The organism is Actinomadura livida (assembly GCF_014648675.1).
GTDB classification, from domain to species: domain Bacteria; phylum Actinomycetota; class Actinomycetes; order Streptosporangiales; family Streptosporangiaceae; genus Spirillospora; species Spirillospora livida.
Genome location: NZ_BMRO01000005.1, coordinates 42,495 through 48,378, shown reverse-complemented (window position 1 = coordinate 48,378; position 5,884 = coordinate 42,495). Strand labels below are relative to the sequence as shown.

8 protein-coding genes are annotated in these 5,884 nt (G+C 70.3%); 3 read left to right on the top strand and 5 right to left on the bottom strand.

The genetic code is table 11. The features are described from left to right. Positions 1 to 648 precede the first annotated feature (648 nt). The 3 genes from IEZ03_RS12925 to IEZ03_RS12915 are packed head-to-tail and all read right to left on the bottom strand — an operon-like array spanning position 649 to position 2,227. Complete coding sequence (locus tag IEZ03_RS12925; RefSeq protein ID WP_184878197.1) at positions 649 to 828, bottom strand: hypothetical protein; 180 nt, start codon at positions 826 to 828, stop codon at positions 649 to 651. Between the two features lie 16 nt (positions 829 to 844). Continuing rightward, positions 845 to 1,471 (bottom strand): class E sortase, encoded by a 627-nt coding sequence (locus IEZ03_RS12920; protein WP_229808259.1) that lies wholly within the window; start codon positions 1,469 to 1,471, stop codon positions 845 to 847. A gap of 18 nt (positions 1,472 to 1,489) precedes the next feature. Beyond that, positions 1,490 to 2,227, bottom strand: a complete 738-nt coding sequence (locus tag IEZ03_RS12915) for a DUF881 domain-containing protein (protein ID WP_184878195.1) — start codon at positions 2,225 to 2,227, stop codon at positions 1,490 to 1,492. A gap of 81 nt (positions 2,228 to 2,308) precedes the next feature. On the opposite strand from IEZ03_RS12915, the gene IEZ03_RS12910 reads away from it, so the two are divergent. Then, positions 2,309 to 2,566, top strand: a complete 258-nt coding sequence (locus tag IEZ03_RS12910) for a cell division protein CrgA (protein WP_229808258.1) — start codon at positions 2,309 to 2,311, stop codon at positions 2,564 to 2,566. 93 nt (positions 2,567 to 2,659) lie between these two features. Here the strand turns inward: IEZ03_RS12910 and IEZ03_RS12905 are convergent, their stop codons facing one another. Then, positions 2,660 to 3,559, bottom strand: a complete 900-nt coding sequence (locus tag IEZ03_RS12905; protein WP_184878193.1) for a rhomboid family intramembrane serine protease — start codon at positions 3,557 to 3,559, stop codon at positions 2,660 to 2,662. Positions 3,560 to 3,614: 55 nt separating this feature from the next. Beyond that, positions 3,615 to 4,139, bottom strand: coding sequence for a peptidylprolyl isomerase (locus IEZ03_RS12900; RefSeq protein ID WP_132048384.1), 525 nt, complete (start codon positions 4,137 to 4,139; stop codon positions 3,615 to 3,617). Between the two features lie 174 nt (positions 4,140 to 4,313). On the opposite strand from IEZ03_RS12900, the gene IEZ03_RS12895 reads away from it, so the two are divergent. Next, on the top strand, positions 4,314 to 4,820 hold the full coding sequence (locus IEZ03_RS12895; protein WP_184878191.1) for a hypothetical protein: 507 nt from the start codon (positions 4,314 to 4,316) through the stop codon (positions 4,818 to 4,820). A gap of 148 nt (positions 4,821 to 4,968) precedes the next feature. Next, complete coding sequence (locus IEZ03_RS12890; RefSeq protein WP_184878189.1) at positions 4,969 to 5,778, top strand: acyltransferase; 810 nt, start codon at positions 4,969 to 4,971, stop codon at positions 5,776 to 5,778. Positions 5,779 to 5,884 lie beyond the last annotated feature (106 nt).

Here is a 5,884-nt window from a genome sequence, read left to right as displayed (position 1 = left end):
CTCCGGCCCCCAAGGCCAGAGGGAGACGACACAACGGACCACAGCAGCACCCGGATCCCGGCGGCCACGGACGAGATGAGGACGCCCGGGCGCCACAGACGACGGCGTAGCGCGGCCAGCCCCTACAACCGAGGGGCTCGACGGCCGCACGGACCCCAGCCACTACCCCGGCCACGCGACAACGTGAACCGTCGCGATCGCGTCCGAAGGCAGGTTTCGAGCCTGCGAGAAACCTGATCGCGCAGCGAGCCCCTAGGCGAGCCGGAGCGATGCAGCGATCGCACGCATTGCCCGCCGAAGGGAAAGCCCCCAGCACCCACCGCCAAGGGCCACTACATAGGGCGCACGGACACCAGCCACTACCCCGGCCACGCGACGACCTGAACCGTCGCGATCGCGTCCGAAGGCAGGTTTCGAGCCCGCGAGAAACCTGATCGCGCAGCGAGCCCCTAGGCGAGCCGGAGCGATGCAGCGATCGCACGCATTGCCCGCCGAAGGAGGGCCCCCAGGGCCCGACGCCAAGGGCAATGCAATAAGAACGAGGGTTTCCGCCACTCGGGGGCAATGGCGGAAACCCTCATCATGGTTTTCGTCCGTAGGGCGTAGAACGTTACGGATTTCAACTGAATATTTTTCGCGTCCTGGCGATCAGGGGGTCGCGGTGGGGGTGGGGGTGTCCACTACGCCGTCGTCGAACTGGACCTTGGGTTCCAGCCAGGGGAAGACCAGGTACCAGAGGATGGCGGCCACGGCGATGGCGAGGCCCAGTGCGGTGGCGGTCTTGGTCTGCCAGGTGCCCGGCAGGTGGCGCCAGATCCAGGCGTACACGGGGTCTCCTTGGGGGCTATGTCCGCTTCACGCGGGGCACCGCCGACGCCAGCTCGCCGAAGATGATCATTCGTTTGGCGGCGGAGAACTTGGGGTGGCAGGTGGTGAGGGTGATGAGGCGTTCGGTCGGCTTGCGCTTGGGGTGGCCGGGGACGGGGGCGGTGACCTCGGTCGCGGCCGGTGTCACGATCTTGCGGTCGGTGACCTTGTAGACGTACTGCTGCTCCCGGGTGTCGATCAGGATCTCGTCGCCGCGGTCGAGTTCGCCGAGCCGGTTGAAGGGGGCGGAGTAGGTCGTCCGGTGCCCGGACACCACGAAGTTGCCGATCTCGCCGGGCAGCGCCGTCCCCGGGTAGTGGCCGGGGCCCTTGCGGAGGTCGTCGCGGTCCACGCCCTCGATGACGACGAACTTCCAGTCCTCGCCGAAGCGGGGGATGCGGATCATGGCGAGGCCCTTGCCCAGCTTCACCCGCTCGGTGGTGACCTTGGACGCCTGCCAGGTGTCCAGCATCTCGTCGCCGAGGCGGTCCTGCTGGTCCTGGGTGTAGCGGCCGGTGCCCCACAGCCCGTAGGTGACGAAGAGCATGAAGACCAGGCCGGCGGTGATGGTCAGTTCGCCCATGCCACGGATCAGCGTCCGCACCGGGGTGCACCCTCCTTCTCAGTCCGGCACCGTAGCGTGCTTCATCGTCACGTTGCCGGTGTAGGGCGGCAGCGTGGCCCTCCGCACGGTCCGCACCGAGTAGCCGAGCCCGTACGCGCGGACGTACCTGCGGTAGACCGCGATCTCGGGGGACGTGCCGAGCGCCGCGCGGAGCCGGACCGGGTCGCCGACGGCGGTGATCCGGAACGGCGGGGAGTACACGACGCCCTGGAGGATCAGCGTATTGCCCACGCAGCGGACGGCGCTCGTCGAGATCACCCGCTGGTCCATGATCTGCATCGCTTTCGCGCCGCCGGCCCACAGGGCGTTCACGACGGCCTGGACGTCGCTCTCGTGGACGACGAGGTCGTCGGGGCGGACGTCGCGGGGCAGCGCACCGGACTTCGGCAGCGGCGCGTCGTCCAGCGAGACGCGGAGCGCGGGACCGCTGAACGGGGTGAAACCGGCGCGGACCGCGAGCCGGTCGGCTTCGGCGCGGGCTTCTTTCACCCTGGCGTCGTGACGTCCGGCCGCACGCGAGATACGGTCGATGTCATGGCGGAGGCGCCGGTACTCGGCGCGCTCCTGGCGGCTCCGGCGCTGCTCCGCGGCGATGAGCTCGGTGATCTCGGTGCGGCCCTGCTCGCGCAGGCTCGTGCCGCGGGCCGTGCTCGCGCTCGCCGCGAACAGCGTTCCCGCGAGGAGCGTGAGGACCGGGATGATGCTTCCCCACGCTGGACGCCGTACTCTGCTCACCAGCGACTACGCTAACCGACAAAGCACCCCATGCGCGGTCCGGCGCTCCGGCCGCCGGACGCCCGAGGAGATCGACCCACCGTGGCCAAGTCCAAGACGCGTAAGAAGGCCGTCTACACGCCCCCGCAGAAGTCCAAGGCCCCCGAGGTCAGCCCGCGCTGGCTGGTGCCGACGATGGTCGCGCTGTGGCTGGTCGGCCTGGCCTGGATCGCCGTCTTCTACGTGACGGCGAGCACCGGCACCGAGGTGCCGTACATGACCGACCTGCACAACTGGAACCTCGGCATCGGCTTCACGGCGATCATTCTCGGCGTGATCCTGTCCACCAAGTGGCGCTGAGGGTTATCCACAGGTAGGGGGCGCCGGGCACCGGTTGTCCCCAGGTTATCCACAGGCGCGGACGTCCATCGCGGGGCGTCCGCGCGTTCGCGGCTACCCGACGGACGGGCTGAGCTCCGCCGTCCTGACGACCACCAGGGCGGTGAGCAGCGCGAGGGTGAGCAGCGGCGCCCCGATGTGCAGCAGGCGCCGCTGCGCGGCCGGCGCGTACGCGTACGCGGCCGCCAGCACCGCGCCGACCACCAGGCCGCCGACGTGGCCCTCCCAGGAGATCCCCGGCACCGAGAACGTGATCACCAGGTTGATCACCAGCAGCACCACGATCGGCCCCACCGGCCCGCCGAGCTTCCGGCCTACCACGAAGAACGCGCCGAACAGGCCGAAGATCGCGCCGGACGCGCCGACCGCCGACGCGGACGGGGCGCCCACCATGTACAGCAGCACCGAGCCGCCCAGCCCCGACAGCACATAGAGGGCGAGGAACCGCCACCGGCCGAGGACCTGCTCCAGCGCGGGGCCGATCGCGTACAGCGCCCACATGTTGAACAGGATGTGGGTGATGCCGAACGTGCCGCCGCGCTGGTGCAGGAACATCGTGGTGAAGAGCCGGTACCACTCGCCCTCGGCGACCCCGCCGACCTCGCCGTCGGGCAGCAGCCCCCGGCCGAGCATCATGAACTCCCACACGACCCGCCACGACGCGAGCTCGGCGAGGTACGCCAGCACGCAGGCGGCGATGAGCGTGTAGGAGACGACGGGCACCGCGGACGTGGAGCCCCGCGCGCCGATCGGCGTCCGCGGCACCGCCCTGCGGATGCCCCGGTTGCCCTCGGCGACGCATTCGACGCACTGGTGCCCCACCGCCGCGTCCCGCATGCACTCGGGGCAGATGTAGCGGTCGCACCGCGTGCAGCGCACGTACGTCTCCCGGCCCGGGTGCCGGTAGCAGGTCGGCACCGAGGTCTCGGGAGCGGGACTCTGATCTGTGCTCATCTGGGCTCCGTGGGGACCGGTCTCACGCGTTCTCGGCTCTCACCGTATGAAACGTCTAACGGCGGTCGATCGTCACCGACTGGATGACGACGTCCTCCCGCGGGCGGTCGCCCCGGGCGGTCGGGACCTGGCCGATCCGGTCGACGACGTCGGTGCCCTCGATCACCTTGCCGAAGATGGTGTGCCGGCCGGTCAGATGCTGGGTGTGCCCGACGCTGAGCGTGATGAAGAACTGGGAGCCGTTGGTGCCGGGCCCGGCGTTCGCCATGGCCAGCAGGTAGGGCCGGTCGAACTTCAGGTCGGGGTGGAACTCGTCCTTGAACTCGTAGCCCGGTCCGCCGGTGCCGGTGCCCAGCGGGTCACCGCCCTGGATCATGAACTGGCTGATGACGCGGTGGAAGACCGTGCCGTTGTAGAGCGGCGCGTCGGACTTCTGGCCGGTCCGCGGGTCGTGCCAGGTGCGGTTGCCCTCCGCGAGGTCGACGAAGTTCGCCACCGTCTCGGGAGCATGCTCCGGGTAGAGCTGGATCACGATCTTGCCGAGCGACGTGTTGAGCGTCGCGAAGATCTCATTGGCCACGCTGGCCACCTCTCATGGAGTTGGTCGGTCTGTACGTCTGGACTTGGGGTCTCCGGCCGCGCCCCGAAATGTCACCCTGCGTGTACGGGCGGTGGCTCATCCGGGGTTTACCCCCCTGACTTCGGGAAGGCTGCACGACAGGACCTCGCAAACAGGGAGGTTAGCGTGTCCCTAATGATCAGTATCCGCCGAAGGCCGCAGGAGGAGGTTCTCACGCGGCTCGACCGCGTGCAGGAGGCCGCCCGCCAGGCCGCCCGCCAGGGCACCGGCATGTACCGGCAAGGCGCCGAGATGTGCCGGCAAGGTGCCTCCTCCGCGGCGGAGCGGATCAGACCCGCCGCGGATGAGCGTGTCATGGCCGTCCGCGGCTGGAGCGCACCGAAGCTCCGGCAGGCGGCCCGGTACGTGGAGACCGGGCTCGCACCGCGGGTGAGCACGTTCTTGACCGACACCGCCCACCGGGTGGAACCGCCGCGGCGGTCCAAGTCCGGGCGCGGCGCCTTCATGGCGATGATGGGCGTCGTCACCGCGGTAGGCGTGGCCGGTGTGGTCGCCACAAGGCGCGGCACCATCCGCGATCTGACCAAGGGTTCCGGTGAGCACGCGGGGGACGCCACGTCGGCGGACTCCATGACGGTCACCGGCGCCGATGTCGACGGTCAGGTGCATTCTCCGCACTAGCGCGGGGAGTGCGCGTTTCCGGTTGAAGGGCCCGGCCGGGCACGGCCGGGCCCTTCGCCGTGCACGGGCGCATCGGCGCGGCGAGGCGGGGCCCGGCTCTTCCGTCCCTCCTGTCCCACGGTTACTACCAACCGGTACGGTGAACGCCATGTCGCCGAAGCGCTCGCTCCCGCAGGTGCTGGCGGCCCGGGCCAGGCTCCGGGCGCGCCAGGGCGTGCACACGGCCGTGCACCGCACCTGGACATGGGTGCAGCGGCACGGCGAGATCACTCCGCACACGCCGGGCCGCCGCCGGTTCGCGTACCTGGGCGAGGGCGCCTGCATCGGCTTCCCCGTCGGGTCCATCTACGGCGAGCCGTGGATCTCGATCGGGGACCACACGCTGGTCGGCACGCACGTGACGATCTCGGCGGGCTTCGTGCCCGGCCTCGACCTGGGGCCCGACGTCGTCGTCCGCATCGGCGCGAGCTGCTCGCTCGGCCGCGGCACCCACATCGTCGGCCACCAGTCGATCGAGATCGGGGACGACGTCTTCACCGGCCCCAACGTCTACATCACCGACCAGAACCACACCTACGGCGACCTGCACACGCCCATCGGGCGGCAGTGGCCGGAGAACAACCCCGTCGTGATCGGGGACGGCTGCTGGATCGGCACCGGCGCGATCATCCTCCCCGGCACCCGGCTCGGCCGGAACGTGGCCGTGGCGGGCGGCGCGGTCGTCCGCGGCGAGTTCCCCGACCACGCGGTCATCGGCGGCGTCCCCGCCAAGATCCTGCGCAGCCATGACAAGGAGAACGGCTGGCAGCCCCCGCTGCGCAGCGACCCCCTCATGTCGCTGGACGAGCTGGCCGCGCTCTCCGTGGACGGCCTCGAAGGGCTCCAGGTCCTGCAGGACAAGCTCCGCGAGGAGAACGAGGCCCGCACCCAGAACGTCCTGCGCGAAGAAGCCGGCTGACCCCGCGCCCGTCGGGCCGGAAGCGGCCGCCGAGCCGGTGGACCGGACGGAGCTGGAAATGGGCGGAGCCCCGCCGATTGGGGCGGGGCTCCGGGGTGGTGCTGGT

Bases quoted from the DNA above. Each gene is read 5' to 3' on its own strand.
- IEZ03_RS12905 (WP_184878193.1), bottom strand. From the start codon at position 3,559: ATGAGCACAGATCAGAGTCCCGCTCCCGAGACCTCGGTGCCGACCTGC.
- IEZ03_RS12895 (WP_184878191.1), top strand. From the start codon at position 4,314: ATGATCAGTATCCGCCGAAGGCCGCAGGAGGAGGTTCTCACGCGGCTC.
- IEZ03_RS12890 (WP_184878189.1), top strand. From the start codon at position 4,969: ATGTCGCCGAAGCGCTCGCTCCCGCAGGTGCTGGCGGCCCGGGCCAGG.